The following is a 26,873-nucleotide window of genomic DNA, read 5'->3' as shown; positions in this document are numbered from 1 at the left end:
CTGATCTACGAGCCAGGGCGGCCCTTCTGTATCTGAAATGGCGGCCGCCAGGCGGCCGGCTCTGCCTCCTTAAAGGAGGGAAAGAGGGCGCTGCCCTCTCTCCCTCACAAGGGAAAAAACGGTCTCCCCGTCCTTCCTCCGCTCGCCTTCGACTCGCTCCGTGCAGGATCGACGAATCCGCGTGCGCGGATTCTGCGTCGCCCCTTCGGCTTTGGCCTCGGGCGGGTGAACCCCCTCCGTTTTGTTCCCTTGCCTCCCTCTCTCCCGCTGCTCCGCGCGAGCTCGGGGAGCAGGAGCGGGGCTCCTGCCCCTCGGGCAAGAGCTAGACCGCTTCGCGGAAGGAAAGGGCTAAACCATGTCGAATACCTGCTACCTGCTGGACCCGGAAACGACGATTTTCAGGGCTGTTACGCTTCCAAACGGAATTAGCTTCAAACCTCTTTATGATCTGCTCGGCTGCCGCCTTATCGAGCTTGTGCGTTTCGACGAGCGGCATTCGCTGTTTGTCGACGAGGAAGGGCTGACGGACGGGCTGACCGCCTTCACCATCTTTGACGGCTACCCGCAGCCGCTTGCCGGAAAAATCGCGCTTGTCGGCGGCGACGGCCGCGAGCCGTACACGTCCCCTCTCATCAGCCTTGAGGATGCGGCCAAGCATTTCAAATGCTGCCGTCCGGTCCTGGACCCGGTTTTTGCGAAGGCTGACGAAGTGTCGCCGGGCGGCATCATCATTGCCGGAGCGCTCGCCGGCCTGCAGTGCCGCATCGAGCGCCGCGCCCCTACCGTTGTCGAGGGAGAGGCATGATGAAAATCGCAGCCTTCGAAAACAACATCCTCGCCATCGTCGCAGGAACCTTCGCCGCAACCATTGCGGCGGAGGACATCGAGGCGCAGTTTCACGCCCTCACCCACTTTCCCGACCGGCGCGCGAAAACCGAGCTTGCCGACTTGGCCGAGCGGCTGAACCGGTTTGCCGCCTATGTCGTGGAGCTTTGGAATGAGGCTTGCACACCGATTCCGGAGCCGGAAATCGAAGCCTTCGCTCGCCGTCACGTCGAGCTGACGCGGCGCTATTGGGCGGCGGAAGGCCGCTGCATGAACTGGTTTATCACCGGCCCTGCCCGCTTCCCTGTCACCCGCAATGAAAGGCGCATGAAGATGTCCGACGCCCGCCGCGCCGATCTGAAGGCGCACGAAGCGACGGCCCGAAAGGCAGCGAAGCGGAAGGCGTTTCCGCACGGCACGGACGATGAGCCGATCCGTTCCAGCGATCCGGCCGCCTTGCAGCGGATCATGACGCGCATCGAGGAGACCGCCCTTTCCATCGACCGGATGAAGGCCGCGAACGCGATCATCCGGCGCATGGAGAAAGACCTTGCGACGGAAGAGGACATGATTGCCGCCGTCGCGGCGAACACCGGCCTATCCCCCGAAGCCGCAGCCAGAGGCATCAAACTTGCGCCATGGCAGTCCCGGCGCGGGTTCAGCACGACCAACAGCCGCGCCGAACTTCGCCGCCTGCAGCAGCGCCTTGCGGCCCTCGCACGGATGAAGGAGCGCGGCAACCAAAGCCAGGAGGTCGAAACGGACGCCGGGGCCGTCGAGATCAAGGAGGCCGATATTGCGCGGATCCAGCTGCTCTTTCCGGGCAAGCCCGACGATCCGACTCGGCGCGTGTTGAAGGCCAACGGCTTCCGCTGGTCGCCGTCGCAAGGCGCATGGCAACGGCACCTGAACGAGGCCGGACGCTACGCCGCGCAGCGCGTGTTGAAGACGATCAGCGGCGCCAGCGCCGCCTGATCACCTCCCCCATTCTAAGAAAGGACAGTCCGATGACTCAGACGATCTATTGCGTGGTGGAGTTTTGCGGCAAGGGCGATCCCATGTTCGGCGGTACTGCTGCCGATTGGAGCCTCTACAAGACCGAAGACGGCGCGCACGCATTCATGGGCGCCGCCGAAGCGCAACGATGCAAGCTGGTTATGGCCTATTTCCCGACCGCCGCCGAAGCGGAGAAGGCCGGAGCCGCAGCAAGCACCCGGAAGGGCCTGATTTCCGCCCTTCCGGTCAAACCCCGGCTTGAAGTGCCGACCGGTCAGATTTCATGGATCGTCGGCAACAAGCATGTTGGCGAGGAGGACCGCGAGCTCGCCGAGGACTTCGCCGACAGGGCGAAAAGGGCGGGCGCGGAAGATCCGGATTTGATCGCGCAGATCGTCGCCTATGCCCTCGCCTGCCACCGCGCCAATCAGGCGTTGGTCGCGCATTTCCGGCTTTAGAAAACGTGTGGAGGCTATTAAGACTGCAACCAAAGATCGGCCGCGCTATTCGACGGCGCGGTCCGCAGCATCAGCTACAGGAGCGGAAGTTGAGCAGATACACTGTGCAGATCACGAACGGGACGACAACGGACGAGGAAGGGACGATCGGCTACGATCGGCCGTTGCGGACCTTCTTTCTACAGGCGTTTCCAGACCCGGAAACCGACGAATGCGCTCTTTGGCTGGGCGCGTTCATTGAGGAATACCCGCCTTTGGAATCATCATCGAGGCCGCCCGGGCGCGAGGCTACGAGGTCCGTGGCCTGACGAAGGAAATGATGCTGGCGATGATCAAGGAGGCAGGACCGCCACACCCGCCGAGCGTGGGTGAACGACTCGGCATAGTGCGGTAAAAGACTTTCATCAGTTTCGAGGGCGGAAGCAGCAGCGCCGAGCCAGCGGCGCGTTCGGGGAGGATAGGCCGCCCCGACCGAGGCGACGGCCTCGCCCTCGAACCGGAGGTGATTGCATGTGGTTTCTACCACTTAGCATCACCCTAGACGTGAAAAGGACCCGGACGACCTGGCAAGTCACGATCCGAGTCCAATTCTGGCTCTAGGAAACGGGGGCGGGCCGCAAGGCTCGTCCCCACTCCGGAAACGAATATAGCGCCTTTCCGTTGCGGTTCAAAGAGTCGACCGTTCCAAGCCCGCATTGAGCGGGCCAGGAGCGGAACGAGGGGCGCCCCTTCGCCCCTCCCCTCGTGCTCCCTTCCCCATCCACGGCGGCCGCCCCGCTCGAGCGGGCGGCTCATTTTGCCTTGTTGTCGTTGTCGGCTGTTGAAAACTGGCGCCCTGCCCTGCCCCGCTGCAGCAAGACCGCGACCGAGGTCCGGCCTGGCGGCCGGGTGGCGACTTGCCGATTGACGACGAAGGCGGCGGCCGGGAGCCACGAAGGCCGCGCTCGCCGGCATCTCCTTAGTGGCTGTTCGCAACCTAATGCTGCGCACGATACGTCATGCCCCGCCTTGGCGTGCAACCCTGAAGGGTTCTCCTCTCCGCTTCGCTCCGTAGCGACCGCTTGCGTGGTGCACTCGGCGGGTCCTGCCGTATTCGAGCTTCGCGATTACGCACAACCACTAAGGAGGATCACCTCATGAAAGCGCTCGTAACCTTCTGCCAGAAAACCGGCCGCCGCCTTCGTCTCTATCTCAATCGGCAAGTCGCCAAACTGTCCCATAAGGGCAAGTTGAAGATCTCGGTCGCAGTCTCGCTTCCGCTCCTCGCCAAGATCGAGGTGAGCTATCAGTGCGATTTCAACGCCAAGGCCGACAACGACAACAAGGCGAAGTGAGAAAGCCGCGCCTGCCTGGCTAGGCGCGGCGTTTCCGCCGTGGCCCGGTTACAAAATGGCCCTGGCGCGGCTACCGGTGTCAGCGTGAACCTTTCCATCCTGCTGCGACGGATTGAACCCGAAAGATCGACCCGTTGCGGACATACGCCGGGAGCGCATTGAAAATCCGGTAATGAGTGCAATGCGGTCTTTAACGCGCCCAGCGAAAGGGTCCCTGCAGCAGATAGTCGTCCCACGCGGCCATTGAATATTAGCATGAGCAGCGACGACAACGCTGACCCAGCAGACCGAGTTCGCGAGCGGTCGCGAACTTAATTGCATCGAAGTCCGCGGGCGCCAGCGTTCTACCCTTCATGGCCGAAGGGGAGAACGCGCGGTCGATGGGTTTGACGAGTGGCGGGTCAAAGATGCGCCTTCAAGCCCGGCGTTCGGATGCGCTCGGACGCCACTTGATCAAGCGTCTCTCTGCCATGTCCAGGATGCTGTCGATGATCAGGACGAAGATCGCGAGGATAAAGATACCTGCAAAGACGCCCACTGCATCGAAATTGCCTTCGGCCTGTGCGATGAGGTAGCCGAGGCCGGCGGAAGAACCGAGATACTCGCCGATGATCGCCCCGACGACGGCAAAGCCGACCGATGTACGCAGGGAGGATAGGATCCAACTCGCTGCTGCCGGGAAGTAGACATGGCGGAGCAGGTCCGACCGCTTGGCCCCCAAAATGCGAGCGTTCGACAGCACCACCGGGTTCACTTCGCGGACGCCTTGCATGGCGTTGAAGAAGGTGACAAAAAACACGAGCGTCACGGCCAGCGCCACCTTGGACCACAGACCGAGGCCGAGCCAAAGCACGAAGATTGGCGCCAGTACGACGCGAGGGATCGCGTTCAAGCCCTTGATAAAAGGGTCCAGGATCCGCGCCGCCGAGCGGCTGAGGCCGAGCCAAACGCCTGCCGCCACGCCAAGTGCCGTTCCGACCAGATAGCCGAGCACGGTTTCCGTCAAGGTGATCGCCACATGGCTATAAAAGCTGGTGTCCATCACCCAGGAAACAACCTGGTTGAAGATGTCGACCGGCGCCGGGAAAAAGAAGACGTCGATAACACCTGCCGTGACACCGAGCTGCCAGCCGCCGACAATTACCACCAGCAGCACGACCTGGATTAAGCGTTCAGTCATGGCGTTCATAGCTTTTCTCCACTTCGCCGCGCAGCGACGACCAGATGTTGCGATAAAGATCCATGAAGCGTGGATCGAGCTTGATTTCGGCGACGTCGCGCGGGCGTTCGAGATCGACGGGGAAGCTGTCGATCACCCGCGATCGCGGTCCGGCGGCAAGCACCACGACTCGATCACCGAGGGCAATTGCCTCCTCAAGGTCGTGTGTGATCATCACAACGGCGCGCCTTTCTTCCTGCCAAAGCCGCAACAGCTCGTTCTGCATCAGATGGCGGGTATGGATATCGAGCGCCGAGAAGGGCTCGTCCATCAGGATGACCTTGGGGCCAGTAATCAGCGCCTGGGCCATCTGCACGCGCTTGCGCTGACCGCCGGATAGCTGATGGGGATAGCGATGCTCGAACCCCTTCAGTCCGACTTTCGCCAACCATCTCATCGACTGCTCGCGACGTTCGGCAGCGCCGACACCCTTGAACATGGGACCGAGTTCCACGTTCTCGATCGCGGTCTTCCACGGTAGCAATGCGTCCTGCTGGAAGAGATAACCGATGTCGTTCTGGATCGCACGCACCGGCTGACCATCGATCGATACGGTGCCACTCGCAGGTTTCAGCAGGCCGGCAGTCGCATTCAGTATTGTGCTCTTGCCGCAGCCCGTAGGGCCTACGATGGCGAGGAACTCGCCATCGGCAACACTCAGGTTCACATCTTGCACGGCCACGTAGGCGCCGAATGCCATGGTGACCGAGTCGAGGGAAACCATCGACTTTGCTTGATGAGGGTTGTCCGTCGGGGGTGCGGTTTTAACTACGGCCAATGCCATGACCTCCTCCTGTCAGTTGGCAGCGACGGTCGGGACCTTGCCGACGAACTCGTTCGTGTAGGTTTTCGTAAGGTCGATTTCAGCCGCGGCGACTTTTTCGTTGAAGCTCTTCAGGACGGCGAGCGGAGTCTTGATATCTTCCTCGTCGATGCGCCCGTCCCTTGAAAAGATCGCCTTCGCGTTCTCGACCGCCTTGATGTAGGTGTCACGATCGCCGGAGATGAACTCCTTCGGAAGCTTGTCGACGATCTCTTCCGCGGAGTGGCTATTCATCCACTCGAGCGCTTTGACCGTCGCATTCGTGACCTTCTGGATGGTTTCCGGATTTTCCTCGATATAGCTCTGTGTGGCATAGAGGACGGAGGTGGGGTAAATCCCGCCATAGATCGCCTTGGCACCGTCGTCGCTGCGCCCGTCGATCAGGATCTTCCCAACACCCTTGGCTTCGATGAAGGTTGCCGCCGGGTCGTAGTTGACGAGCAGGTCGACCTTGCCCTGTTCGAGCGCTGCAACGGCGGCAGATCCGGAGCCAACGCCGATCAGCGAGACGTCGTCGGCGGACAAGCCGTTGCGCTGCAGATAATAGCGGACGAAGAAATCGGAAGACGAGCCTGGCGAGGTGATCCCGATTTTCGCCCCTTTGATCGTTTCAGGCTTTGCCGGGTCGAATGTGCTTTCCTTCCCGCCTGCCAGCACCAGGCCGGAATTGCGAGCGAGTTGCACGAAGGCCACGACGGCCTTGTTCTGAGACTGCATCTGGATGGTGTGGTCGTAGAAGCCGACGGCGATATCCGTCGAGCCGGCAACGAGCGCCTGGAGAGTCTTCGAGCCGCCCGACGCGAAGTTCTCTACCGTCACCTCCAGGCCTTCCTTCTCATAAAGGCCGAGCCCCTGGGCGACCGGAAAGGGAAGATTATTAAGATTATAAGAACCGACGCTGATGCGGACCGGATCCGCCAACGCGGAACCGGTAAAGGCGACGGTTGCCGCGAGGGCGAGCATGAGCTTGTGCATGATATTCTCCTCCTGTTGATGGCGCCCTCCCGGCGGCCACGATCATTATGCCGCGCAACCCAGTTGCGTGACAGGTTTTGCGAAGACATGTCCTTCGAACAGCCGGCGGGCGGTGCGAAGGATGCCGGCAACGACCTTGCCGTCCCTTTCATAGAGCTTGACGTCCAGGTGGCCGCTCGGGTGCTCAATCGAAAGCACCACCGGCGGTTTGCGCGTGCCGACGAGAAGGGAAGCTACGGTGCCTTCATTGATGCAGGCGGTGGCAATCCCCACGGCCCCGGTCGTCGCCAGCGAAGGGTGACATTGATGCGGCATGAAATAGCGCACGTTTACGTCCCCTCCTGACTTTGCCCTGGAAATGAGCACGGGCTTCGGAGTCACCTGGTTGCGCACGTCGCCAAGGCCCATCCGTTCTCCGGCAGCGATGCGCAGCTTTTCCAGCCGTCCTTGCAGTTCCTTATCAGCATTGAGTTCAGCCGTTGACTCGAAGCCTGTTGCGCCGATCGAGTGTGCCTCGACCAACACCATCGGCATGGCGCAATCGATGCATGTGACAGCCACACCGTCGATCCAATCGATAGGCTTGCCGGTTGGGAAGAGCTGTCCGGTACGCGCGCCGGCTGCGTCCATGAAGGTCAGCGCGATCGGCGCTGCGCTGCCCGGTACACCGTCGATCGCCGCTTCGCCGAGATATGAGACGTTGCCATTCGGCGTCGGAACGTCGGCTTCGATCATCTTGCCAGTGTTGACGTTATGGATTCGGACGAGCGTCGTTTCGCCTCGGACCGGAACCAGACCCGCCTCGATGGCGAAAGGGCCGACCGCAGCAAGCATGTTGCCGCAGTTCGGAGAGGTGTCGACCATCTGTTGGTCGACCCGCACCTGGGCAAAGAGGTAATCCACGTCAGCACCAGCGATGGTGGCAGGTCCGACGATGGCCACCTTGCTCGTGACCGGGTTGCCGCCGCCGATGCCATCGATCTGCAGCGGGTGACCCGAGCCCATGACGGACAGCAGGATCTTGTCCCGCTCGCTGGGCTCCGCAGGAAGATCGGCTGCCAGGAAGAACGGACCTTTCGAGGTGCCGCCTCTCATCAGCACGCAAGGGATCGCCAAGAGGTCGTTCATCGCTTGTGCTTCCATTGGAATTATGTCATCGCCGTATCAATCGGCCTGTTTGATCCAATTATCGGAAGTACGGTTGATTTGTGAAATGCTAAGAATCGGGAAATTGATGCAAGATGAGCATTAATTGCGAGATCCTTGATCTTCGGGCGTTCTTGAGCGTGGTCGAGCTGGAGAGCTTTCATCGTGCTGCCGATGCGTTGCACCTGTCGCAGCCCGCCCTGAGCCGCCGGATTCAAAAACTCGAGCAGGCGATTGGAGCGCCCCTACTGGAGCGAACGACCAGGCATGTGTCGGCGACGGCGCTCGGAACAGAACTCATTCCGCTTGTGCGGCGCATGTTGGAGGAATTCGACGGTTCCTTGTTCGCCGTACGCGACGTTGGCGCCAATCGAGGCGGATTGGTAACGATCGCATGCCTCCCTACCGCAGCATTCTACTTCCTACCGACCGTCATTCGCGAGTTCAACGAGAAGTATCCCAACATTCGCTTTCGTATCCTCGACCTGCCCGCGACCGACGGCCTCCAAGCTGTGGCACGCGGTGAGGTGGAGTTCGGCATAAATATCATGGGCACGTCGGACCCGGACTTGATCTTCGACCGGCTGGTGGAAGACCCTTTCGTGCTGGCAGCGCGCAGAGATCATCCCCTCGCCGCCAAGGCCGCGGTCGGCTGGGCAGAGCTCGAGCCCTACCACCTGATAACCGTTCATCGATCAAGCGGCAACCGAACCTTGCTCGACGCGGCCCTGGCAAAATCGAATATCAAGCTACGTTGGTTCTACGAGGTGACCCATCTGTCCACTTCCCTCGGTCTGGTGGAGGCGGGCCTCGGAATCTCGGTCCTGCCGCGCATGGCGACCCCGCAAGATGACCATCCGTTCTTGATCACGCGCCCGATTGGCGATCCCGAGATATCGCGTACCATCGGCGTGGTCCGCCGCCGGGGCGGCACCTTGTCGCCGGCAGCGGAGAGATTTCTCAAGATGCTGATGGGCGCATGGGGAAGTGCTTGAAGGGACCTTCATGAGGATGGCTGACAAACCCTGTTAGCGTGTCTGGGCTCACCGAAGTGCCTTGGGTCTGGCCGCATTCGCCGAGGCTGCCCGCGGCCGGCTGTCTCGAGGTTTGCGGGTTCGAGGTCTGCCTGGTGCTATCGAGGCCTGCCTGGTGCTATTAAGCCGTTCGGCCGCACCGCGCCAAATGGCTGTTTTCCACCCTGCTGCGACGTAATATGAACCGGAACGATCGACCCGTTGCGGCCCTTGCCGCCGGACACTACGAACGGAACGATTGAGTGCATCCCGGACATTGGCTCGGACGATCCGCCTCTCATGCCGAACGTGATCCAACGAACAGACGTCGGGCACCAGCCAGCGCAGAAAGAGCAATCGCCCTCAAGAGCCTAAGAGATACGGCTGCAATCGGTCGTCAAGACTAATGCCGCTTGCACACCGCAGTATCTCCTTCACGACCGGATCGCCCTCCGCAGCTCGGGCGACAACGTGGAACATGATCGGCTCGATCTGGCGATCCACCATGACCGAAACCAAAGACCCGGACTCGAGCTGCGATCGGACCAACGATTTCGGGATAAGCGCAAATCCGCCGCCCATCGTGACGATGTCGATCATCGTGCGGACATTGTTGCAGAGATTGATGGAGTGTCTTCGGACCGGAATCCCTTCGAGTCCGTCCTTCATCAACTGATAAATCGGCGAGTGACTTGGCAACGACCAGAGGGAAAAGGTCGCGTCTGGTCCACCCTCCTCCATTCGTTTCGCAAAGGATGGGCTGGCCACCCACAGCAGTTCGGCTGCGCCGATGGGCGTCGCCGTCAAGGCGGGGTGGGCAACCAATCCGGCGGCAAAAGCGAGGTCAATCTTTCCGCTGAGGAGAGCCTGGATCATCTGCGCCGTCAGTTCGATTTCAATCTCGAACGTTAGAGCCGGCCACCGTTCCTTCATCTCGGTCACAAAGATCGGCAAACAGGTTGCCGCCGCAATCTCACCGGCACCAACGCGAATGATCCCCCTGATCTGGTCGAAACCGGCGCTTCGAAGAAGCATACCCTGCAACTGCTCCCAGAGAGGAAGGTATTCTCGCACGAGTTGGCGGCCTGAGGGTGTGAGGTTTGCCGAGCGGCCATTCCGTTGGAACAGTTTCGCACCTAGCCTTTCCTCGAGTTCGCTGATGCGAGCGGAGATACCGGGCTGGGTCGTGTTCAACTTCTCGGCAGCAGCCGCGAAGGTGCCCAGCCGGGCGATCCAGATCAGCGTTTCGAGATGGTAGAGTGAGATGCGATTGATAGACATCGCTTATTATTATGGTAAAAAACAAATAATTGGAATTGATGAGCGCGATAATGTTTCCTTGCCCTCCTCTAGGGGAGGAAACTTTGGCAAGAAAAATCTATCCCGATTCAGTCGCCGCGCTTGAAGGCCTGCTTTTTGATGGCATGACGCTTTGTGCGGGCGGCTTTGGATTGTGCGGAATACCAGAGCGTCTGATCGATGCATTGCGCGATTCCGGTGTGTCAGGCCTTACAGTGGCGTCGAACAACGCCGGCATCGACAATGAGGGCCTGGGTAAACTGCTCAGGACCCGCCAGATCAGGAAGATGATCTCCAGCTACGTTGGGGAAAACAAGGAGTTCGAGCGACAATATCTCGCCGGCGAATTGGAGGTCGAGTTCTGTCCTCAGGGAACGCTTGCCGAGCGATGCCGCGCCGGCGGCGCCGGTATTCCCGGCTTCTATACCAAGACCGGTGTCGGAACGGTGGTGGCTGAGGGTAAAGAGACGAAGATCTTCGATGGCCAGGAATACCTGCTGGAGCGTGGCATCTTTGCTGACCTTGCGATCATCAAGGGCTGGAAGGCCGATGAGAGCGGCAATCTGATTTTTCGTAAGACAGCGCGCAACTTCAACCAGCCGATGGCAACTGCGGCGAAGATATGTGTCGCTGAAGTCGAGGAGATCGTGGCGACAGGCAGCCTTGATCCCGACAGCGTTCACGTTCCCGGAATCTACGTGAAGCGGCTGATCCTGGGCAGCCCCTACGACAAGAAGATCGAATCGCGCACTGTGCGGCGTAAGGAGGTGGCCTAATGGCTTGGACACGCGATCAAATGGCAGCACGGGCCGCGCAGTCCTTGCGGGACGGCTTCTATGTCAACCTGGGCATCGGCATCCCGACACTGGTTGCTAACCATATTCCGCCGGGCATCGAGGTCACGCTGCAGTCGGAAAACGGAATGCTCGGAATTGGGCCATTCCCTTATGCGGGGGAAGAGGACCCTGATCTGATCAACGCCGGAAAGCAGACGATCAGCGAACTGCCGAGCAGCAGCTATTTTTCAAGCTCCGATAGTTTCGCCATGATCCGCGGCGGCCACATCGATTTGACGGTCCTCGGCGCCATGGAGGTTAGTGAAGGCGGCGATATCGCCAACTGGATGATCCCGGGCAAGATGATCAAAGGGATGGGCGGAGCCATGGACCTGGTCGCTGGCGTCAAGAAGATCGTAGTGCTGATGGAGCACGTTTCAAAAGATGGCTCCCCGAAATTCGTCCCTACCTGCAGTCTCCCGCTGACCGGCCGTGATGTTGTAGACATGATCATAACGGATCTTTGCGTCTTTGAACGCCGCTCCCCGGGCGCGCCGTTTTCTCTGATCGAGTTGGCCGACAGCGTTTCCGCTGGAGAAATCGCATCAAAGACGACTGCGCATTACCTAGCGTGAAGACCAGCGCGCCCTCACTCATCGGTCGCCCACCAACCCTGTCTTCGGAACAGAAGTTGGTCGTCCGCAGGCTTCTCTCACAGGGAAGATCCGTTGCATCTCTTGCAAGGGAGTTTGCGACAAGCAGGCAAACGATACTCAGAGCGAAGAAATCACCGGAGAGAGGAGCAAGGGACCGCAATGACTAGTCCAACAGTCGTGATCGCCAACCTCAATCCGGTCCTTCAACGGCGCCTTCGGCAACACGCCGGCGCCACGAGCTCGGCGCCGCCGTCATCTAGGCGTGGGATCCTTCGATCGTCGACGTCAACGGGTGGTGCGAGGGCGATCGGCCATCCGATCGGCGCGTCCGGCGCGCGGGTGCTCAACACGCTCCTTGTCGATATGAAGCGCCGTGGCGCGGAGAAGCGTGATTCAATCAGCGATTGAGACGTCGAAGTTATTTGGCGTCGACGTCTCGCAACCTCCATCGCTGGACGATCCTTAACCCTCAAGCGCGCGCCAAAACGCCTTGTATCTCCGCTACCGAGGCGACCGTCGCATGCTGATTAACGACCTGCTCCATAAGGAGAGCATGAATATCGGCATCGGGGTCCGCATCGCTTGCGACAACCAGATCGTAGTCGAGATCAAAAGCTTGCCTGAGCGTCGAAAGCACGACACCGGCTGTGGTAACGCCGGCAAGAACAAGGTCTCGAAAAGCCCTGAAAATCCAACAACAGCAACGCGGTCGAACTTGGATCGATGGAAAGCAAGTGGGTCATATGAACTCCTGATGTTGTAAAAGGGAAACTAAGCGCGCCGGGAGGCGCGGAGAACTTTGAAGTTGCACGCAGCGCCGAAGAGGAGCAGGGCCGAGGTTCCAAAGAACACCGCCCTCGTGCCGATGTGACCTGCCACGAACCCGCCGATCAACGGTCCCAAGACCTGTCCTGCAAACTGTGAGGACAGCGAATAGCCGAGGACCGTGCCAACGAGATTTTGCGGAACGTTGTGGCGGATCACGGCGGCGATGCATGGCAGCAAGCCGCCGAGCGCTAGTCCCATGAGGAAGCGCAAACCGATCAATTGCCATCCGGCTGTAACGAACGCTTGTGGGATCACCAGCAGGCCTGCCGCGGTGAGCGCCAGTGTGATCACCTTGGCATGGCCTAGACGGTCGGCGAGCTTGCCAAGCCGAGAAGCTGAGAGGATGCTGCCAAGTGCCGCTGCCGATACGACGAGACCGGCAAGAAACGTCACCTGGGCGGTATCCGCCCGTAAGCTTGAGCCGGATGCCGCGTTCTCCAGCAGCGAGCGAACGTAGACCGTGATGATCGGCTCGATCGACAGGTTTGCGACCATCAAAAGAAGGCCCGTCGACATCATCGTTAGGACGACGCCCTTGTTCGGGATTTGCGACCATCCGCTCGTCTGTTCGTTCGCGGCCGGTTGTGGCTCACGCGGCGTCTCCCGTACAAAGGCCAGGGTCACAATGAAGGCGACAAAGATCAGCGCGCCGGAGCCCCAAAAGATTGGGCGAAGCCCGATCAATGGTGGTAGTGAGCCGCCGACCAATGGTCCGAGAAGGTTTCCCGCCATAACGCCGGAAGCCAACAAACCGAGGGCCCAGCCTGAGCGCGCTTTCGGCGTCTGAGCTGCGACAAGTATCACAGCTCCGGAGGCGAACCCGCCAGCGATTCCTGCAAGCAGGCGAAGTCCCGCGAATTGCCAGATGTTCGTCGCTAGTCCCATGAGCGGCATTATGAGTGCCATTCCCAAGCTTGCTCGCAGAAGCATGGTCTTGTAGCCGTACCGATCCCCCAGACGTCCCCATAGCGGCGCGATCAGGCCCGCCGAAAGGAAATTTGCGCCGTAGGCGATACCCGACCATTGCGCCACCGCCGCATGCCCCTCGACTCCGAGTTGTTCGACGTAGATCGGCAAGAAGGGAAGCACTAGCGTCATCGCGAAGACGGTTGCAAACGACCCGAAGACGCAGATCGCAAGATTGCGTTGCCAGCAAGTTTCGCAGGCAGGAGCAGGAACGAAGTCCATCACACGCATTCCAATTTCTTTGGTATACCAATATGGAATACCCTAAATCAGAGCGCGTGCGGCTTGTCAATGCGGTGGATTTCAGATTGTCCGCCTATCTTCCAACGCGCCTTTCTGAGAAATGCGAAAATCGCTCTTATTGACGTTCTAGCTTACCGCCGCGTCACATATTCAGGACAACTGGTCATATCGATTCATCAGTTGCGCGATCATCGATTAATCTATCGACGTTTGTTCGCCCCGAGCGTCGAGGCGCTCTGTAGGAACGACCTCGCCGCAATCGAACGCGTTGAGGCCGCAATTGGGGGCCCGTTACCGGCCAGGCGTCGGAGAAAGCCGGAGGGAACTTTTTCTGCTAATGCGACTAAGGGACGCAAAACAGCGGCCGCGGCAGAATGCCGAGGCGTCCTGATCAGTGTACCTGCATATTGGACTTGGCAAACGACCGACGGAGCGCTAGCATAAGTGGCAATTTGCAACACCTCGACGAAGGTCTCTCATCCTTCAGAATGGACGCCATACACAGTGTCGTTGAAAGCACGGGACATCTCAGTTGAATGAGGCCGCTGATATCAACCGCACTTAGCTGTCGTTCGGATGGGGTAAGCTGTGTTGCAGTAATCTGACGTAAGGGGTGGTTGAGCGTTGCTGGAAAAAAAGCTGCTAAAAACTGAGGATGAAAAGAGCACTGCGACGAGACTCGCGTTTCAGCTCCGCGACATTTTGGGGCGGGGAGCCAGGCGCGTTCGTATAGAGGCAGGCCCGCCGCTCTCACAACTCACGGTACTGGGCCACCTACAACGACGTGGCGCGTTGAGCACCAACGACCTTGCCGCGGCTGAGCGCGTTCGCCCGCAGTCGATGACAGCAACGGTCAAGGCTCTTGAGAAAGAGGGATTGGTTGGTCGACGCCCGCATCCAACCGACGGTCGGCAAATCCTTCTCGAAATGACGCCAAAGGGCGTCAAAACGCTCGAAGACATTTTCGCGATGCGCGAAGATTGGCTAACGACATTGATCATTCGCCACCTGGACGATCGCGACCGTCATGATCTGGAGCGCGGATTGGCGCTCATTAACAGAATTATTGAATCCGAGTGAAGTCAGTAGCTGCGCCAGGCAGCCATAGGGTCGCGTTTCGTCGTCACCCTCGGATCAGTTTTTCACTTGATTACCGAATTCGTAACGAGAAAAGCGGTCGCTTTCCTAACAGACACATACTGCACCGAGCATGAGTTCGGCTGCGGCCCCGGATCGCCTGCGCCGCCGCTAAATGGGCTTGCCCCGTGGGAGGCCTCCTCGCCTCAGTTTTGGGAAAGGAGGCGTCCACAAGTCTTGGGCCATTCGCTGCTGGGTCACAAGTTCCTCTTGAGCATTATCGCTAGCGAAATCGCAGAACCATGTTGGCCCTATCTGCGACAATACCGTCTGCCTAATAGCTGCCGCTAATCCGCATGCCAGCAAGCGACTTTACGCTGCTCTTCAGTGTGGCGCACTAATTCTGGGCGCACCGCACATGCCGAAGTGGCACGGTCGCAGCGCTCGCGATAACTGCAGCCAGCTTCCTTGACCAAGGCTAACGGCGCCTGGCCCCGGATGCCAACCATCTCTTGGCGAATAAAGGGATGCGGCGTGGCTGCAATAAGCCCTCGGGTGTAAGGATGCGCGGGCGCTCTAAAGATCTCGCGGGTAGGGCCCGTTTCAACAACACGACCGGCGTACATGACGGCCGTTCGATTGGTCATGTGGGCCACGACCCCCAGGTCATGGGTGATCATCACCAGTGCCAGATGAAGCTCAGTCTGCAGGCTATGCAGCAGCGCGAGAATTTCTGACTGAACGGTCACATCGAGCGCCGTCGTGGGCTCGTCGGCAATGATAAGCTCGGGTTCAGCGGCCAAGGCCATCGCAATCACGACGCGTTGAGCCATGCCACCTGATAATTGCCACGGACGTTGAGCCGCGATGCGTGCGGGTTCGTCAATCCGCACCAGTTCGAGCAATTGCAATATTCGCGACCGAACCTGGCTGCCGCGCATTCCCATATGCTTGCGCAGCACTTCCGCGATCTGCGACTCGACCGTTAGAAGGGGATTGAGTGCGGTCATCGCGTCTTGCGGGATCAACGCGATGGATCGTCCGCGCAAACGTCGCGCCTCCCGAGCGTTCAACACACGGCCCTTCCAGGAAATCGTGCCGCCGGTTACCTTTGCGAACTCAGGCAACAGATCGATCACGGCCATAGCCGACATGGTCTTTCCGCAACCCGATTCACCGACGATCCCAAGTGTTTCTCCAGGGCGAACGTAAAATGATGCGCCTTGTACTCCGCGCACGGCTTGAGGATCGGAGGCATCGCCGAACGTCACCTGAAGGCCCTCAACTTCAAGCAATGCATCGCCGGCTGCAATCGACTTTCGATCCGGGGCTAACAACTCTGTCTGCATTTTCTCTCTCCCGTCCTTTCGCAGATTAGACCGTGACCTCGGTCTTGGTGACGTCTTCGGCGTTCCTTTCGCTGTTTTGACGCGGGTCGAGCCAGACGCGGAACGCGCTGCCGATCAGGTTGGCGGCGAGCACGGTTAGAACGATGGCGAGGCCGGGGAAAAAGACGCTCCACCAAGCGTTTTCCATGTAGTCGTGGCTCTCCGCAATCATCAGGCCCCATGATGCGGCGGGCGGCTGTACGCCGAGCCCAAGGAACGACAGACCCGATTCTGCAAGGACGACCGCAGCGAATTCAAGCATGGCCTGGGTCAGGATAATCGGCGCCACTGCTGGCAGGATGTGACGGGCCACGATTGTGGACGTCGAACAGCCGGCGAAATGCGCCGCGCGCACGAACAGGCTGGTCTTCGCCGTCATCACGGCCGATCGGACGACGGTCGCAAAGACCATCCAGTAGACGGCCGCCAGAACCACGATCAGGATCGACACGCTTGCCTCGAAGAAATACACCACTGCAACGATCAGAAGAAGGTTGGGGAAGGCGAACTGTATTTCCACCAGACGCATAATAAACGCGTCCCACTTGCCGCCGAAGTAGCCTGCGAGAATGCCCATCGCAGTCCCGATCGTTCCGGAGATCAAAACCGCACCCAGACCGATGACGATCGAGTTGTATGCGCCGAGGATCGTGCGCATCAGAATGTCGCGCCCCAGACCGTCGGTTCCCAGCGGATGCTCCCACGAGGGCGCAAGAAGCCGCTCGGCAATGCGGGCGGTTGAGGCGTCGACGCCTGCCAGCTTGGCGACGATGGTCGCGGCCACCAGAGCGAAGAGAAAGATGATCGACGCCAGGACAACCTTGTCCCCGACCACCTTTCTGAACAGGCGGCTGCGTGACTTCCGCGCCGAGACGGCGGCTTGGGAGGAGCGTGATTGTCTCGACAATTTGATCATTTGGACGCTCTCCTCGGTTCCACGATGCGTGCAAGTATGTCGGTCAGGATGTTGACGATCACGATCACGACTGCGCCAACGAATACGCAGGCCTGAAGCTGCGTGAAGTCCTGCCGTTTGACGGATTCGATTACGAGGCGGCCGAATCCGGGTCGCGCGAACAGGACCTCGACGATAACGGCGTGACCTGTGATCATCCGCGCCGAGTCCCACGAAATGATCGTCAGGATCGGGAGAAGCGCGTTGCGCAGCACATGCTTTCTCAGCACGTAGAGGGAAGAAAACCCCTTGGCACGGGCCATCGTGACGTAGGGCATCTTGCCTTGATCAAGGAAGGAAGTCCGCGTCACCTGGGCAAGCCGTCCTCCAAGGGACAAAGACAAGGTGACAGCCGGCAGGATGGCGTGGCTGAGCGATCCCGCACCCGAGGTCGGAAACCAACCGAGACCGACCGAAAAGACCAGGACCAGCATCGCGCCCAACCAGAACTGCGGGACCGACAATCCAGCCAGCGACACGCCCGTCACGAGCCGATCGACAAGACTTCCCGGCCGCGTGCTCGCCAGAATTCCCATCGGCACAAAAACGACGATGCTGATGGCCAATGCGATCGCGAGCAGTGAAAGCGTGGAAGGCAACCGCCCCAGTGCCACTTCGAGCGATGGCAAATGATACCAGATCGACTCGCCCAGATTGAGCGTAGCGAGGTCCCCCAGGAAGTGGATGTACTGAACATACAGCGGATCGCTGAGCCCGAGCGTGGCATTGAGGGCGTCGATCTGTTCCTGGCTTGCACCAAGTGGCAGCATTCGCCTGGCCGGATCGGAAATAAGACGGGTGACAAGGAACACCGCCGTCATCACGACGGCAACGGCGACGACGCTCGTCAACAGTCGCCCTCCCAGCCAGGAGAGCGTCGAATTGTCAAACCAGGCTGGTATCCGATCCCGGAACGTACGGGGCTTGTTCAGCCCCGTACCGGTGTTGGTTGAAATCATCTTAGTCGACATGGACACGATCCAAATGAATACGGGTGATGACGCCCGGCCCGGCTTCGTAATTCACGCTCTCGACGGCGCCCCAGATGTCGGGGTAGTCGATCAGCGGAATGTAGAGCGCTTCATCGCAGCCGATCTTGTAGACCTGCTCAAAAGCAGCAGTCGCCTTCGGCACATCAAACGACCCCTGAGCGGTCGCAAGTGCGGGGTCTAGCTCCGGATACTTGGTCCCAAGGCCGGACATCTTGTTTGTGCGCGAGAAGATGCGGCTGGTGATGCGCGCGGCGTACATACTGTGATAGTCCAGCTGCACGTAAGTCATGGGAGCCGGGCTATCAGGTTTGGTCTTTTCGCCGCCGGCAAGGATGTCATCGAGCCACTTATCGCTCGATACATACTCGATCTTGGTCTTGAGACCTATCGCTTCCCAGTCCGCTGCAATGGCCTGACCGGTTTCGCTGTCTTTGGGCAGGTAACCGCCGGTCGTAAAGACCGCTCTCACGACGAAGTCCTCGGGCAGGTTAACTTGCGCCAGGAGTTGCTTGGCCTTTTCCGGATCGTAGGGATAGGCTTGCAGGCTCTTGTTGAAACCGACTTCGCCCGGCGGCAGCGTCTGGCAGGCCTCGACCGAGCCCTGTTTAGCCCAGAGGTACTCATTCAGGGCATCTCGGTTGATCGCATAGATCAGCGCTTGCCGGAAGGCCTTGTTGTCGTAGGGAGGGGTTTCGACGTTGAAACGAAGATAGGTACCGTTGGCGGCATTGGAGGACGTGATCACCTTCGGAACCTTGACGGCATCCTCTGGCGTCAGAGAGGACACCATGTCCACTTCGCCAGCCTTGAGCGCAGAAATCCTCGTGGCCGCTTCCGGAATGAACACGAACGAGACCCGATCCAACTCGGCTTTATCGCCCCCCCAATAGTCGGCGTTCTTTTCGAGTATGATCCGCTGGCCCTTGTCCCACCGAACGAACTTGTAGGGGCCGGTGCCGATAGGATGCTGTGAGTAGGCGGTGGCATCCTTAGAGGCTTCCGGCGGCACGAAACGGAGCGTCGAAATACGGTAGAGCAGCCACGGGTCGGGCTCCTTGGTGACGATATCCAGGGTGTGATCGTCAATCACGTTTGCCGTCTTGAGTGTCTCGATACCGTTGATCGAGGCGCCAAATTCAGGATTTGCGACAAGATCGATGTTGTGCTTGACGGCCGCAGCATTGAACGGCTCCCCATTGGTGAACTTGATGCCTTCACGCAACTTGACGTGCCAGATCGTCGGGTCCTTCGCATCTGCTACCGGCAACTCCGCGGCAAGCACGGGAACAAGCGCGCCGCTCGCGTCACGGTCGACCAACGGCTCGTTAATGCTCCAGTTGACAAGCGTGTTGCCGTCGTCGCCGTCACGGATAACAAAGAGGCTTCCAGGCTCCAGAGCCGAGGCGATGGCGAGACACTTCTCCCCCTCGCCGCCCATTTCGGCGCAGTCCGCGGCCCGCGCACTGTTGCCTGCCGTAATGGCGGTGGCCGCAAGGGCGCCGACAAACCAGGTTGTCGTCATCAGACTATTTCTACCCATTGTTTCTCCTCCACTTTCAACTTTGGGTTCATTTCTTGTCGAGATTAATTGCGTCGGCATGCCAGCATGCCACCCGCTGCCCGTTTGCCTTTTCTTCAAGCGGCGGCATCTGACCTTTGCAGACCTCCGTCACAAAGGCGCAGCGATCACTGAAAGGACAGCCAGCGACCAGTTCGCGGCGGGAACTCCGTGCCTGGCCGACATTGAAGGCAAAAGGCGCATCCGGGTCCGGTACCGGGATCGCGTCGATCAATGAGCGGGAGTAAGGGTGCAACGGCTTGGAGAACAAGGCCTCCGTTGGACCGCGCTCCACGACTTTGCCCGACAGAAGCACGACGACGTCATCGGCCACCTGGCGCACCACCGCGAGATTGTGCGAGATAAACAGGTAGGAGACCCCGAACTCGTCTTTGAGTTGCTGCAACAGTTTCAGGATCTGGGCCTGCACGGATACGTCGAGCGCGCTGGTCGGTTCGTCGGCAACGACCAACTTCGGGCGCAAAGCAAGCGCACGGGCGATTGCGACGCGCTGCCGTTGTCCGCCGCTCAGAGCATCCGGAAAGCGATCGAGAAGACCTGCCGGAAGGCCGCATTGACCGGCGAGCTTTTCAATTTCTGCATCACGCTCGCCAGGCCCCTCGTACATGTTGTGGGCCTTCATCGGTTCGGCGATGATATCCCTGATCCGCATGCGCGGGCTAAGCGAGGCGTAAGGGTCCTGGTTGATCATTTGGACCTGGCGACGGTAGGCCTTCAGTTGAGCCTTATTAAACGTCGCGATGTCCTTCGACTCGAAGCGGATTGCGCCTGTTGAGGCAAGGTAGTGACGCATGACCGCGAGCCCGAGGGTCGACTTTCCGGAACCGGATTCGCCCACCAGAGCAACGGTCTGAGCGCTGCCAACATTGAGCGAAACCTTATCGACTGCGACAAGTCCACCGCGGCCACGCGTCCCGCCAAAGATTACCGAAAAACCGTCGATTTCGAGGATCGGCTGGGAGGCCGGGTCGGGCCGTGCTGCGCCCTCCCGCAGAATATGTTTTGGATCAGCCAACATGTCGGCAGGCCACCTTGTGCACATTGAACAGGCCCACTGCAGAGTTCGAGCCAAAACTTCCGACCCGGACTGCAAATCCTGCAGTCCTACCCGGACAACTTCTTCGTGCGATGCAGTTCTTCATTGATGCCTCCCGAGATAAATCCCGCTTGCCTGATCAGATTAACTGTATAAATTGAGTCGCAAGAACCCAAAGGGACGACTCCTGTTCCCTAAGCTGATCCGCTTTGGTGTTTGTCGCTGCGCAAGTTATCGGTCGCCGCGGTGGCCACAGAAAAGCTCAGATGGAACATTGGCGCTACAATGCTCTCGTGGTTTACAAGAAACACAGAACAGCCGCGCCGTCAGCGCACCGGGATAAGAATCGTAACCGGCCGCCATACGCGAACCGACACACCAAATCCAAATGGGCTCATAAAACTCCTCCTACCGCTCCAAGAGCTTGATCTCGCTGGGCGCCCTCCTCGGCGCGGATTAGCCAGATAACACTGATCAGTCTAACTGAATATTTGCATTCGTCAATTCTTTTTCGTGGCTGACCGCATCCGAATTGACATTCAACTTCCAAACGAGATGCCCGTGAGATGCCGATCTCCGTGCGGCACCAAACTCCGCCTTGCTGAGAGGCGAATAGCCTTGCTCAGTTCGGCCGACATCCTCCTACGTCACAAAACCTATGCGGGCTGGCCTGGAAGCACGAACTTTCGCAGACACCGCTGTGGCGTCGGCGTCTTGCCGGTATACTTCGCGAACGAGTCCGGCACTTCCGCCACATAGATCGCGCCGGCAGAATCGACCGCCAATGCATGGGGGGCATGGAACTCAAATTCGGGAAAGCTAAGTTGTGCGCTCATCGCGCCGTCCGGAGACCGGATCGTCACGCGTCCAGGCAGTTCCTCGATCGCCGGACCCAGCCGCCACGACTTCAGGTCTTTCGGGCCTCGTGGAAGCTCGGTCACATATAGTCGTCCGCTTCTGTCGAGAGCGACATCGGTCGGCCGCTGGACATCGTTCCAGACCTCCAACAGCTCGCCGTCTTGTGAGAACAGCTGTATTCGATCGTTTTCGCGATCGCACACCAGAACGCGACCGACACTATCAATCGCGACGCTATGCGGTATGACGAAGCATCCCAAGTCGGCTCCGAATCTACCCCAAGAGCGTTCAAGCTCTCCATCAGAGGAGAACCGATGCACGCGGCAATTGCGGTAGCCGTCACTGACGAAGAGTTTACCGTCCGCTGATAAGACAACTTTAGTGGGCCGGTTGAACGGGGCGCCTCCCTGAACCTGTTCAAGCGTGACGTCCGCGCTCAATGCCCCCTTCTCGTCATATCCCGTGAGCGATGGTGTCCCCCTTCCGATCGTCTCCAGCAAACGTCCAGTAAGTTCAAAGACATAAATTCGATGGGCACCGTCATCAGCGATATAGATCCTGTCGTCGCTCCCAATCGAGATTTGATGGGGCCGGGTTGAGAAGCACTCATGACCCCAACGATCCAGCACCTTCCCGCTGGGATCCAAGACGGTGACCGCATACTCTCCGCGTCGCAGAGCATAGACGCGATCACGAGCATCGATCGCAACACCGGTGACGTCGCTATCCCAGGTCTCCTCACTCCATCCTGCGATCTCCTCGTACTGCATGGCGGCTTTCAATCGTTGGATGCGCCGACCCAGTGAGGGACGAGCGCCTGGGGTTTACTACCCGTACCATCCAAAAGCGCGGCTACGGGCTCCTCGTCGATAAACCAGTCCGAGAAGTCGTAGGATTGCCAAGCGACGTCCGCGCTGTCGAACGAGGAAATCTCGAGCGGATTGCCACTTGGGTCGGAGAAGTATATCGACGATATAAACCGATGACTGTTATTGATGCCCCGTCGTTCGGAGACCTCCGACACCGTCACGCCATGTGAGAGCAAATGCTCCCGGAACCAGACCACATCAGCGTGGGAGCGAACGTCGAATGACAGGTGGTCCATTTTCTGAGGTTGAACGGGTTGGCTCCACCGGTCTTTGTCCGCCGACGGCCAAAGGACCGAGCTGACGGGTGCGTCTGGATGGTTGGCGACGGTCGGCGCCTCGTAAAGGGAGAATAGCTCCCCATTGCCCATTTCAAAGAAGACCTGGCGAACCTCAATCTCGACGGCAATCGACGACGCTTCGTCTGCGGCGTCAAGCGCCGAGCCGCTCGAATGATGGGCCGAGGAACGCAATCCCTCGCCCGTCGTCACAAAGCGCTGGGTACGCACGACGCGAAGTCCGAGCAAATCCCGATAGAACCGGACGCCTTCGTTCATGTCATTGGTAAACAGAACAAGGTGGTTGATGCCGGAGATGCGGCCGACCGCGGGCCCCGCTTCCTGCAAGATCCGCTGATGGCGAGGCAGGGCTTCGGTCGCGCTTGTCGTGGAAGCTGCGGCAGTCATGGTTCTCTCCTCACTTTTGAATTTTTCTGTGTGTTCCGCTCGTTTCGCGGACGCGATCAGCGGCAATCCTCAAGCCAGCTGCGGCGGCGATTGATTCGCATTAAGCGTCGAGCACCAAACGCGCCGAACACGACCTTGAAACGCACACCATCATCGTTTTTCCTTCGGCACGTTCTTTTGCGCTCAGCACCGAACAACGGTGGTCCGGCGTCCCTGAGAGCACCCTCGTCTCGCACGAACCGCAAACGCCCTCCTGGCAGGAGGAGTCGATATCCACACCCGCGTCCTCTGCCATCTCAAGGATCGAGCGATCCTCCGGTACGGTCAGCACGATGCCGGAGCGGGCGAATTCGACCTCGAAGGCGGTGGTAACGCCCTCCACGATACTTCCGGAGGCGGAAAAGCGCTCCATGTGAGCGTTGCGTTGATGAGCAGCACAACTGTGGTCAATCGCCTGGAGCATCGATTCCGGTCCACAGCAGTAAATCGCCGTTTCAGGATCTGTCTCGGCGATCAGCCTGTCCAGGTCCGCTTTGCCATGTTTGTCGCTTGCGTGGAGCACAACTCTTTCGGGCCCGTAGCGAGCGACATCGTTTTTGAAAGCCATCGTCTCAGAAGATCGGCCACAATAGACGAGACGCCAGTCGGCACCCGTTGCAGACGCTTCCGCAATCATCGGCAGAATCGGAGTAATTCCGATCCCCCCGGCGATGAACAGATACCGGTTGGCTTTGGCGAGTGCGAAGTTGTTACGAGGACCCGTCACGCGGATCGTGTCGCCCACAGCCAACGCGTCGTGGATATGGGCCGATCCGCCGCGCCCATTCGTAACGAGCAGAACGGCGACCTGCCAGGTGCGTCGATCGCTCGTTCGGCCGCACAGCGAATACTGCCGCACGTACTCCACACCCTTGGATACGAAATGGAGATCGATGTGCGCGCCGGCTTCCCAAGCAGGAAGGTCTGCACCGTCCTTGCGAGCAAATGAAAGACGCAGGACCTCTTTGGCCACCTGCTCCACACAGGTGACGACAAGTTCGAAGTCTCTCTCAGACATCGACGTATCCTCACTATTCCAGCGTAGTTCGGTAGCCGATGTTCGCGTGCTCTCCTTCGCACGCGAACATCGGTTAATCCAATCAGATCTCCAGCACGACGGTTGCACCGTCGACCGAGACAGGGACTGTCTCAACCCCCGCTTTCAGGCGCTCGAGCACCTCTGGCGGTTCGACCGTAACAGGATAGCTTCGAACCTTTTGCCTTGATTCAAACAGCGTGCGTCCTGTCTTGATGTCGAATTCCCAGTGATGCCAGGGACAAGCGATGATTTCGCCGTCGCGAACCCAATGCATGGCAACGCGATTTTCGTCCGAAACGTCGGCCTCGGTCGTGCCACGGACCCTGCCTTTGCAAAGCGGGCCGCCCATGTGCGGGCAGGTGTTTTTCAACGCGTAGAACTCTCCACCGATGTTGAAAACGCCAATCCCACTCTTCACTTTGTCCGGATAGACGATCGTCGAGGCGCCGGGCGGAATATCGGCGACTGCTCCCACTACGTACCGCATGTTCTTAATCCCGTGTTCAATCGTGGATGCTCAAACGGCCAACTCGGCCGAAACCAGCCCCCTGAGGCGCGGGTAGAACTTGAGCGCGTTGTCAGATAAACAACGGGACCTTTCGTTCTCCGGCCACGTGGGGAACATCTGCTGCGGACTGACGCCGTCCCAGTACGGGTGACGGCTGCCAAAAACCACGAGCGAGGAATTGTCGCCACCCAGCGTACCGGTCGCGCGGTGACTGTGCGGAGAAAGTTCGTCCTCGGGCTGGTAGACGAAGCGAACATTGCTTTCGAAGTATTCCGTCGGATCCTTTTTCATCCACGGGACCTCGACGCGGTCGGATTGCCAATCCTTGAAGGTTCGGATTGCCAACGCCCTCGCCTCATGGACGCTGACATCGCCAAGCACCAGGCGAAGCTCCGGAAGCCGATCGAACACGCCGGAAACGATCATGCTGGTGAGATTGACGATACCCGACAACGGGCGAAGTGCGTGGATCTCGGCATAGAAGCTTGGGAAGCCGACCTGGGTCGGAGGTGGCTCGACAACGGCCGACAGATCGTCGTGGATAAAGACTGTGAGCCCGCGTTCCGCTGCAGCCCGCCAGATCGGGAAGAAGCGTTGGTCGCCAAAGGTCGCTAAAGCGCGTGCGGGTACGACGATCTGCACGAAGCGAGGATCATCGGCCCAAAGATCGATTTCCTTCAAGGCCGCATCGACATCATTCATGGCCACGCGAATGGAGCCAAGGAACCGATTATCTGCTTCCGGAGCATTCAGCCAATCCTCGACGAGCATTCGATTGGCGGCGTTGGCGACGGCAATTGCCTGATGCGGGTTGGGCCAGTAGCCGAACGTCGTCGGGCACAGCACCGCAAGGTCAATGCCTGCTTCACGCATCTGCCTGGCTACCGCCGACGGGCTCGAAGCCTGTTCTGCGGGTACCGCCAGTTGGTCGAAGGGCGCTCCATATTTTTCGCCGAAGAGAGTTGGCAGCTGCCGCAGATTCCACGGGCCGCCGACAAATTCGTTGAACCGCTCGCTCTCGAGTACGGGGTGAACTGCGCAGTCGATAATCATACCCGACCCTCCTTACGATCGAACCGGTCTGCCGGACGCGTCTTTGGCAATTTGAAGAAATCCAGCGCGTTTCCAGCCATGATCTTCTTCTTGGCTTCGTCCTCCATCGCCCGCGGAAGCGCCTTGCTTGGAGGGTCATAATCGTAGTGCGGATAGTCGCTGGAGAACATCAACAGGTCACCCGCGTTGGCTTCCTCGAACAGCGTCGCAATATGCTGCGGATCGGTCGCCTCCTCGACGGGCTGCGTCGCAAAACGGAAGTGGTCGAGCACATATTGCTGCGGCGTTTTGGCGGCGGAGAATTCCTGTCCCGTCTTCTGCCAGTGGCGGGTCATCCGATCGACAAACGGTCGGTACCAGAGGAAGCCGCCTTCGAGGAACAGGAACTGCAGCCCTGCATGACGGTCGAGGACACCATTGCAGATGAAGCTCGCGATGTGCGTGGCGTACGCCATCGGCGCGATCAGCGAGTGATATTCGACGAAATATTGCAGCGGGCCGGTCGACGTCCATCCCAGAGGCTGCGTGGCGCCGCCCTTGAAGTGGATCGACACCGGCAACCCGTGGCGCGCGGCTGCTTCCCAGATCGGATCATACATCGGATGGCCGAAGGGCCGAGGACCGTAGTGACTGATCGCCACCTGCTTGAACCCCGGGTGCCCTGCCCATTTCTCGATCTCTCTCACCGCACCGATCGGATCTTCAACGGACACCGAAATCGACCCGACATAACGGTTCTCGGCGTTGTACTTCGAGAGCCAGGTCTCTGAGAGCCACTGGTTGACGGCCTTTACCAAGGCAGTGTCCAGGGCCGGATCGACCGTGAAGCCGCGAAGGCTCCAAGGCAGCAGGATGGCGTAGTCAATCGGGTCGTCCTGGAAAAGATGTCCCGCGACCATGTCCGGATCAGAGCCGAGGTCGCCGGTCGTCGGATAGGCATCCATTCGGCCCGCCACATCGAAGGTGGTGAAGCCTGCGCGCCTGAACGGAACCCGCGCCTTGAGCGTACGGTCTTTCCAGGGAGCATCGATGTAGTCGATAAGCTCTTCGAAAGAACGTGGTTCAACGTGAACATCGGTATCGATCACTTTGACATCGATGGGGTCGAGTCCACCTTCCGGCACTTCCGGCCGAGCGAGGGTTGTCGTCGTCACGGTATTCCTCCCGAGAACGTGTTGCGATGAAACTAATCAGCCTACCTGATATAATCATCAGTTTGCCTGTATATTTTTATTTGTCA

At 59.3% G+C, this 26,873-nt stretch carries 26 protein-coding genes and 1 pseudogene; 10 read left to right on the top strand and 17 right to left on the bottom strand.

The genetic code is table 11. From position 1 onward, the window contains the following. The first annotated feature begins 355 nt into the window (after nucleotides 1-355). From CO664_RS24395 to CO664_RS24375, 4 genes are all read left to right on the top strand, one after another. Nucleotides 356-805: a protein psiB gene (locus CO664_RS24395; protein WP_097540188.1), complete on the top strand. Its 450-nt coding sequence runs from the start codon at nucleotides 356-358 to the stop codon at nucleotides 803-805. Then, a complete protein-coding gene (locus tag CO664_RS24390; RefSeq protein ID WP_234820329.1) occupies nucleotides 805-1,800 on the top strand; it encodes a hypothetical protein in 996 nt (331 codons plus the stop codon). The genes CO664_RS24395 and CO664_RS24390 overlap by 1 nt, the downstream gene beginning before the upstream one ends. A 32-nt stretch (nucleotides 1,801-1,832) precedes the next feature. Further along, on the top strand, nucleotides 1,833-2,279 hold the full coding sequence (locus CO664_RS24385) for a hypothetical protein (protein ID WP_097540186.1): 447 nt from the start codon (nucleotides 1,833-1,835) through the stop codon (nucleotides 2,277-2,279). Nucleotides 2,280-3,415: 1,136 nt separating this feature from the next. Continuing rightward, nucleotides 3,416-3,613: a trans-acting factor B gene (locus tag CO664_RS24375; protein ID WP_097540185.1), complete on the top strand. Its 198-nt coding sequence runs from the start codon at nucleotides 3,416-3,418 to the stop codon at nucleotides 3,611-3,613. A gap of 415 nt (nucleotides 3,614-4,028) precedes the next feature. Here CO664_RS24375 and CO664_RS24370 read toward each other — a convergent pair whose 3' ends face one another. Genes CO664_RS24370 through CO664_RS24355 form a run of 4 tightly spaced genes read right to left on the bottom strand, consistent with a single transcriptional unit; the run spans nucleotide 4,029 to nucleotide 7,758 of the window. Beyond that, the gene (locus tag CO664_RS24370; RefSeq protein ID WP_097540184.1) at nucleotides 4,029-4,802 is read right to left on the bottom strand and encodes an ABC transporter permease; all 774 of its coding nucleotides are present in this window, start codon (nucleotides 4,800-4,802) and stop codon (nucleotides 4,029-4,031) included. Beyond that, entirely contained in the window at nucleotides 4,786-5,616 is an 831-nt protein-coding gene (locus CO664_RS24365; protein WP_097540183.1) for an ABC transporter ATP-binding protein, read from the bottom strand. The genes CO664_RS24370 and CO664_RS24365 overlap by 17 nt, the downstream gene beginning before the upstream one ends. Before the next feature lie 12 nt (nucleotides 5,617-5,628). Continuing rightward, nucleotides 5,629-6,630, bottom strand: coding sequence for an ABC transporter substrate-binding protein (locus CO664_RS24360; RefSeq protein ID WP_097540182.1), 1,002 nt, complete (start codon nucleotides 6,628-6,630; stop codon nucleotides 5,629-5,631). Between the two features lie 45 nt (nucleotides 6,631-6,675). Continuing rightward, nucleotides 6,676-7,758 carry a 4-oxalomesaconate tautomerase gene (locus CO664_RS24355; protein ID WP_097540181.1) on the bottom strand — a complete coding sequence of 361 codons (1,083 nt, stop codon included), beginning with the start codon at nucleotides 7,756-7,758 and terminating at the stop codon, nucleotides 6,676-6,678. Nucleotides 7,759-7,871: 113 nt separating this feature from the next. Here CO664_RS24355 and CO664_RS24350 point away from each other — a divergent pair, with 113 nt between their 5' ends. Then, nucleotides 7,872-8,771 (top strand): LysR family transcriptional regulator, encoded by a 900-nt coding sequence (locus tag CO664_RS24350; protein WP_097540180.1) that lies wholly within the window; start codon nucleotides 7,872-7,874, stop codon nucleotides 8,769-8,771. Nucleotides 8,772-9,152: 381 nt separating this feature from the next. Here CO664_RS24350 and CO664_RS24345 read toward each other — a convergent pair whose 3' ends face one another. After that, nucleotides 9,153-10,070, bottom strand: coding sequence for a LysR family transcriptional regulator (locus tag CO664_RS24345; RefSeq protein ID WP_097540179.1), 918 nt, complete (start codon nucleotides 10,068-10,070; stop codon nucleotides 9,153-9,155). A gap of 83 nt (nucleotides 10,071-10,153) precedes the next feature. Between CO664_RS24345 and CO664_RS24340 the strand changes: the two genes are divergently transcribed. From CO664_RS24340 to CO664_RS31350, 4 genes and pseudogenes are all read left to right on the top strand, one after another. Next, nucleotides 10,154-10,864 (top strand): CoA transferase subunit A, encoded by a 711-nt coding sequence (locus CO664_RS24340; protein ID WP_097540178.1) that lies wholly within the window; start codon nucleotides 10,154-10,156, stop codon nucleotides 10,862-10,864. Continuing rightward, nucleotides 10,864-11,499: a 3-oxoacid CoA-transferase subunit B gene (locus CO664_RS24335; RefSeq protein ID WP_097540177.1), complete on the top strand. Its 636-nt coding sequence runs from the start codon at nucleotides 10,864-10,866 to the stop codon at nucleotides 11,497-11,499. Before CO664_RS24340 ends, CO664_RS24335 begins: the two co-directional genes overlap by 1 nt. Nucleotides 11,500-11,783: 284 nt before the next feature. Then, nucleotides 11,784-11,928, top strand: a pseudogene (locus CO664_RS31005) (hypothetical protein); the annotation flags it as partial. A 112-nt stretch (nucleotides 11,929-12,040) separates the two neighbouring features. Further along, nucleotides 12,041-12,283, top strand: a complete 243-nt coding sequence (locus CO664_RS31350; protein ID WP_234820328.1) for a hypothetical protein — start codon at nucleotides 12,041-12,043, stop codon at nucleotides 12,281-12,283. Between the two features lie 8 nt (nucleotides 12,284-12,291). Here CO664_RS31350 and CO664_RS24315 read toward each other — a convergent pair whose 3' ends face one another. Continuing rightward, nucleotides 12,292-13,545, bottom strand: coding sequence for an MFS transporter (locus CO664_RS24315; RefSeq protein ID WP_202859986.1), 1,254 nt, complete (start codon nucleotides 13,543-13,545; stop codon nucleotides 12,292-12,294). A 636-nt stretch (nucleotides 13,546-14,181) separates the two neighbouring features. Here CO664_RS24315 and CO664_RS24310 point away from each other — a divergent pair. Beyond that, nucleotides 14,182-14,637: a MarR family transcriptional regulator gene (locus tag CO664_RS24310; RefSeq protein ID WP_097540173.1), complete on the top strand. Its 456-nt coding sequence runs from the start codon at nucleotides 14,182-14,184 to the stop codon at nucleotides 14,635-14,637. A gap of 344 nt (nucleotides 14,638-14,981) precedes the next feature. On the opposite strand, the gene CO664_RS24305 is transcribed toward CO664_RS24310, so the two are convergent. From CO664_RS24305 to CO664_RS24255, 11 genes are all read right to left on the bottom strand, one after another. Then, nucleotides 14,982-15,983: an ABC transporter ATP-binding protein gene (locus tag CO664_RS24305; protein ID WP_097540172.1), complete on the bottom strand. Its 1,002-nt coding sequence runs from the start codon at nucleotides 15,981-15,983 to the stop codon at nucleotides 14,982-14,984. A 25-nt stretch (nucleotides 15,984-16,008) separates the two neighbouring features. After that, nucleotides 16,009-16,806: an ABC transporter permease gene (locus tag CO664_RS24300; protein ID WP_158254937.1), complete on the bottom strand. Its 798-nt coding sequence runs from the start codon at nucleotides 16,804-16,806 to the stop codon at nucleotides 16,009-16,011. A 128-nt stretch (nucleotides 16,807-16,934) separates the two neighbouring features. After that, complete coding sequence (locus CO664_RS24295) at nucleotides 16,935-17,948, bottom strand: ABC transporter permease (protein WP_097540170.1); 1,014 nt, start codon at nucleotides 17,946-17,948, stop codon at nucleotides 16,935-16,937. Next, nucleotides 17,938-19,491: an ABC transporter substrate-binding protein gene (locus CO664_RS24290; RefSeq protein WP_158254936.1), complete on the bottom strand. Its 1,554-nt coding sequence runs from the start codon at nucleotides 19,489-19,491 to the stop codon at nucleotides 17,938-17,940. The genes CO664_RS24295 and CO664_RS24290 overlap by 11 nt, the downstream gene beginning before the upstream one ends. Before the next feature lie 46 nt (nucleotides 19,492-19,537). Further along, a complete protein-coding gene (locus tag CO664_RS24285; protein WP_158254935.1) occupies nucleotides 19,538-20,566 on the bottom strand; it encodes an ABC transporter ATP-binding protein in 1,029 nt (342 codons plus the stop codon). Nucleotides 20,567-21,240: 674 nt separating this feature from the next. Beyond that, complete coding sequence (locus CO664_RS24280) at nucleotides 21,241-22,212, bottom strand: peptidyl-alpha-hydroxyglycine alpha-amidating lyase family protein (protein WP_097540167.1); 972 nt, start codon at nucleotides 22,210-22,212, stop codon at nucleotides 21,241-21,243. 8 nt (nucleotides 22,213-22,220) lie between these two features. Then, entirely contained in the window at nucleotides 22,221-22,994 is a 774-nt protein-coding gene (locus tag CO664_RS24275; RefSeq protein ID WP_097540166.1) for a VOC family protein, read from the bottom strand. Between the two features lie 100 nt (nucleotides 22,995-23,094). Continuing rightward, nucleotides 23,095-24,051, bottom strand: coding sequence for a PDR/VanB family oxidoreductase (locus CO664_RS24270; protein ID WP_097540165.1), 957 nt, complete (start codon nucleotides 24,049-24,051; stop codon nucleotides 23,095-23,097). 82 nt (nucleotides 24,052-24,133) lie between these two features. After that, the gene (locus CO664_RS24265; protein WP_202859985.1) at nucleotides 24,134-24,547 is read right to left on the bottom strand and encodes a Rieske (2Fe-2S) protein; all 414 of its coding nucleotides are present in this window, start codon (nucleotides 24,545-24,547) and stop codon (nucleotides 24,134-24,136) included. Nucleotides 24,548-24,589: 42 nt separating this feature from the next. Beyond that, complete coding sequence (locus CO664_RS24260; RefSeq protein WP_097540163.1) at nucleotides 24,590-25,633, bottom strand: amidohydrolase family protein; 1,044 nt, start codon at nucleotides 25,631-25,633, stop codon at nucleotides 24,590-24,592. After that, nucleotides 25,630-26,787: an amidohydrolase family protein gene (locus CO664_RS24255; protein ID WP_097540162.1), complete on the bottom strand. Its 1,158-nt coding sequence runs from the start codon at nucleotides 26,785-26,787 to the stop codon at nucleotides 25,630-25,632. The genes CO664_RS24260 and CO664_RS24255 overlap by 4 nt, the downstream gene beginning before the upstream one ends. Nucleotides 26,788-26,873 lie beyond the last annotated feature (86 nt).

Origin of the sequence: Sinorhizobium sp. NG07B, from assembly GCF_002532005.1 — a bacterium.
GTDB classification, from domain to species: Bacteria; Pseudomonadota; Alphaproteobacteria; order Rhizobiales; family Rhizobiaceae; genus Sinorhizobium; species Sinorhizobium fredii_C.
This window is presented reverse-complemented; position numbering and strand designations above follow the sequence as displayed.

Coding starts and splice junctions, on each gene's coding strand:
- CO664_RS24390 (WP_234820329.1), top strand. CDS start 805: ATGAAAATCGCAGCCTTCGAAAACAACATCCTCGCCATCGTCGCAGGA.
- CO664_RS24375 (WP_097540185.1), top strand. CDS start 3,416: ATGAAAGCGCTCGTAACCTTCTGCCAGAAAACCGGCCGCCGCCTTCGT.
- CO664_RS24355 (WP_097540181.1), bottom strand. CDS start 7,758: ATGAACGACCTCTTGGCGATCCCTTGCGTGCTGATGAGAGGCGGCACC.
- CO664_RS24280 (WP_097540167.1), bottom strand. CDS start 22,212: ATGCAGTACGAGGAGATCGCAGGATGGAGTGAGGAGACCTGGGATAGC.
- CO664_RS24290 (WP_158254936.1), bottom strand. CDS start 19,491: ATGACGACAACCTGGTTTGTCGGCGCCCTTGCGGCCACCGCCATTACG.
- CO664_RS24395 (WP_097540188.1), top strand. CDS start 356: ATGTCGAATACCTGCTACCTGCTGGACCCGGAAACGACGATTTTCAGG.
- CO664_RS24305 (WP_097540172.1), bottom strand. CDS start 15,983: ATGCAGACAGAGTTGTTAGCCCCGGATCGAAAGTCGATTGCAGCCGGC.
- CO664_RS24295 (WP_097540170.1), bottom strand. CDS start 17,948: ATGTCGACTAAGATGATTTCAACCAACACCGGTACGGGGCTGAACAAG.
- CO664_RS24385 (WP_097540186.1), top strand. CDS start 1,833: ATGACTCAGACGATCTATTGCGTGGTGGAGTTTTGCGGCAAGGGCGAT.
- CO664_RS24315 (WP_202859986.1), bottom strand. CDS start 13,545: ATGCGTGTGATGGACTTCGTTCCTGCTCCTGCCTGCGAAACTTGCTGG.
- CO664_RS24275 (WP_097540166.1), bottom strand. CDS start 22,994: ATGACTGCCGCAGCTTCCACGACAAGCGCGACCGAAGCCCTGCCTCGC.
- CO664_RS31350 (WP_234820328.1), top strand. CDS start 12,041: ATGCTGATTAACGACCTGCTCCATAAGGAGAGCATGAATATCGGCATC.
- CO664_RS24360 (WP_097540182.1), bottom strand. CDS start 6,630: ATGCACAAGCTCATGCTCGCCCTCGCGGCAACCGTCGCCTTTACCGGT.
- CO664_RS24285 (WP_158254935.1), bottom strand. CDS start 20,566: ATGTTGGCTGATCCAAAACATATTCTGCGGGAGGGCGCAGCACGGCCC.
- CO664_RS24335 (WP_097540177.1), top strand. CDS start 10,864: ATGGCTTGGACACGCGATCAAATGGCAGCACGGGCCGCGCAGTCCTTG.
- CO664_RS24370 (WP_097540184.1), bottom strand. CDS start 4,802: ATGAACGCCATGACTGAACGCTTAATCCAGGTCGTGCTGCTGGTGGTA.
- CO664_RS24345 (WP_097540179.1), bottom strand. CDS start 10,070: ATGTCTATCAATCGCATCTCACTCTACCATCTCGAAACGCTGATCTGG.
- CO664_RS24350 (WP_097540180.1), top strand. CDS start 7,872: ATGAGCATTAATTGCGAGATCCTTGATCTTCGGGCGTTCTTGAGCGTG.
- CO664_RS24260 (WP_097540163.1), bottom strand. CDS start 25,633: ATGATTATCGACTGCGCAGTTCACCCCGTACTCGAGAGCGAGCGGTTC.
- CO664_RS24270 (WP_097540165.1), bottom strand. CDS start 24,051: ATGTCTGAGAGAGACTTCGAACTTGTCGTCACCTGTGTGGAGCAGGTG.
- CO664_RS24365 (WP_097540183.1), bottom strand. CDS start 5,616: ATGGCATTGGCCGTAGTTAAAACCGCACCCCCGACGGACAACCCTCAT.